At 69.3% G+C, this 2,686-nt stretch carries 2 protein-coding genes; both read left to right on the forward strand.

Annotation, left to right across the window (positions count from 1 at the left end):
• Window positions 1–329: 329 nt before the first annotated feature.
• Complete coding sequence (gene mdo, locus G6020_RS05735) at window positions 330–1,601, forward strand: NDMA-dependent methanol dehydrogenase (RefSeq protein ID WP_067714967.1); 1,272 nt, start codon at window positions 330–332, stop codon at window positions 1,599–1,601.
• A gap of 109 nt (window positions 1,602–1,710) precedes the next feature.
• Window positions 1,711–2,686: MoxR family ATPase (locus G6020_RS05740; protein WP_182609955.1), on the forward strand; the 976-nt coding region annotated here is incomplete at its 3' end.

A 2,686-nucleotide genomic window follows, 5' to 3' on the forward strand; every position in this document is an offset into this window, starting at 1 on the left:
CGCCGGGCGTGAGGATCTCGCCGCATGGCGGAGCCTGGCCCGGTCGCGGTACGCGGACGCCTCGACGATCGCGGCGGCCGAGGCGCGGTGTCGTGTCCTCGATCAGCGCTTCGGGGCGTGAGGGGCGCGGAGGCGGCGGTCGGCACCGAACCGGGCTCGACCCGTCCACTCGGGTAGGTGCATCGGTGCCATCCGGACCGTCCCCGGTGCGCCGGGTGGGCAGAACCCCGCGGTAGCTGTTCCGGACGGGGCGCCCGCCGGACAAGAGTGATCGGTGTCACAATCACCGCCCCGCCGATGGTGGGGGTCGCTCGAGCAGGAGGCGCACGATGGCGATCGAACTGAATCAGATCTGGGACATGCCGATCAAGGAGTTCCACCCTCTCCCCAAGGCACTGTTGGGGGTGGGTGCACACGACATCCTCGGCGTGGAGGCCAAGAAGCTGGGGATGACCCGGGTCCTCATCATGACCACCGGACTGCGCGGCTCGGGCATCATCGAGGAGCTCAAGGGCAAGATCGAGTACCAGGGCCTCGACGTCGTCGTCTTCGACAAGGTCGAGTCCAACCCCAAGGACTACAACGTCATGGACGCCGCCGCGCTCTACAACTCGGAGAAGTGCGACGGCATCATCTCGGTGGGCGGCGGCTCCAGTCATGACGCCGCCAAGGGCGCCCGCGTGGTGATCGCCCACGACGGCCGCGACATCAACGAGTTCCAGGGCTTCTCCAAGTCCACCAACTTCGAGAACCCGCCGCACATCGCGGTGTCCACCACGGCGGGCACCGGCGCGGAGACCTCGTGGGCGTACGTGATCACGGACACCTCGGACATGGACCACCCGCACAAGTGGGTCGCGTTCGACGACGCCAGCCTGGTCTCGCTGGCGATGGACGACCCGCTCCTCTACTACTCCTGCCCGCAGCACTTCACCGCGTACTGCGGTTTCGACGTCCTCGCGCACTGCTCGGAGCCGTACGTGTCCCGGCTCGACTTCGCCCCGTCGCTGGGCAACGCGTTGTACGCGACCAAGCTCGTGGCGGACAACCTCACGACGGCCGTGTACGACCCCCGCAACCTCGAGGCCCGAACCGGCATGATGAACGCGCAGTACATCGCGACGCAGGCGTTCAACTCGGGCGGCCTGGGCATGATCCACTCGATGTCCCACGCGATCAGCGCGTACTACGACACGCACCACGGTCTGAACAACGCCATCGCGCTGCCCCGGGTGTGGGAGTACAACCTGCCGTCGCGCTACCAGCGCTACGCCGAACTCGCGCCGCAGATGGGCGTGGACACCCGCAACATGACGACCGTCCAGGCCGCCGACGCGGCGGTGGAGGCCGCCATCCGGTTGTCGAAGGACGTCGGCATCCCGGACAACTTCAGCCAGATCACGCCCGGGCTGTACGAGAAGAACCAGATGGACACGGGCAAGTACAAGGGCAAGGGCGACAGGATCGACACCTCGGCGGAGAACATCCGCCGGATCGCCGAGCACATGATGGGGGACGCGTGCACCCCGGGCAACCCGCGTGAGTCCACGGTCGAGTCGCTGATCCCGATGGTCGAGCACGCCATGACCGGGTCGTACTGACCGGTCGGCGCGGCACCCCACCAGGACGTCCCCGGGGGCGGGCGAGCGGATCCGTCCCGCCCGTCCCCGGGGGACACCACCATCTCCCGAGAACGGAAAGGGCCCGACCATGGATGTCATCGAGGATCACCCCGACGACCTGAGTTCCGACGAGGTGGGTCCCGCGGACGCGGTGATCGACGTCGACGTCCTGGCGGAGGCCCTCCGCGGGACGGGGTACATCGTCGACCGTGAGCTGGCGACGGTCGTGCACCTGGCGACGGTCCTCGACAGGCCGCTGCTGCTGGAGGGGCCGGCCGGTGTGGGCAAGACCGAGCTGGCCAAGTCGCTGGCCTCCGCGTTCGGCCGTCGGTTGGTCCGGCTGCAGTGCTACGAGGGGCTCGACGACGCCCGGGCGCTGTACGAGTGGGACTACGCCAAGCAGCTGCTCCACGTCCAGATGCTCCGGGACCGGATCACGGCGGAACTGGCGGTGCACGAGGATCTCGCCGCGGCCTCGGCCGCGCTGGCGGAGATGGAGGTGGGGATCCACGGCGAGGACTTCCTGGTGACCAGGCCGTTGCTCGAGGCGATCACGTCCGAGGACCCGGTGGTCCTGCTCATCGACGAGATCGACCGCACGGAGGAGTCGCTCGAGGCGATGCTGCTCGAGGTGCTCGCGGAGAAGCAGGTGACGATCCCGGAGCTCGGCACCTACCGCGCACGCACGACGCCCTGGGTGGTGCTCACCTCGAACGACACCCGGGAGCTGTCCAGTGCCCTCAAGCGCCGGTGCCTGCACTTCCACGTGGACTTCCCGGACGCCGCGCGGGAGACGGAGATCGTCCGGTCCCGCGCTCCGGAGGTGCCGGAGTCGGTGGCGGCCGACGTGGTGGACAAGGCACGCCGCCTGCGCGAGCTGCCCCTGCGCAAGGCCCCGTCGATCTCCGAGGTGGTGGACGCGGCGCGCGCCGCGTCGGTGTGGGGTGGAGACGGCCCGGAGCTCGGCTGGGTCCTGTCCGCCGCTCTCCTGAAGTACCGGTCCGACGACGATGTCGCCCGTGGCGTTCTCGGCGCTGGGGCGGCCCCGGGCGAGGAGCCGGCGG

This window comes from Dietzia sp. B19, assembly GCF_014145155.1.
GTDB classification, from domain to species: domain Bacteria; phylum Actinomycetota; class Actinomycetes; order Mycobacteriales; family Mycobacteriaceae; genus Dietzia; species Dietzia natronolimnaea.

Bases quoted from the DNA above. Each gene is read 5' to 3' on its own strand.
- mdo (WP_067714967.1), top strand. From the start codon at position 330: ATGGCGATCGAACTGAATCAGATCTGGGACATGCCGATCAAGGAGTTC.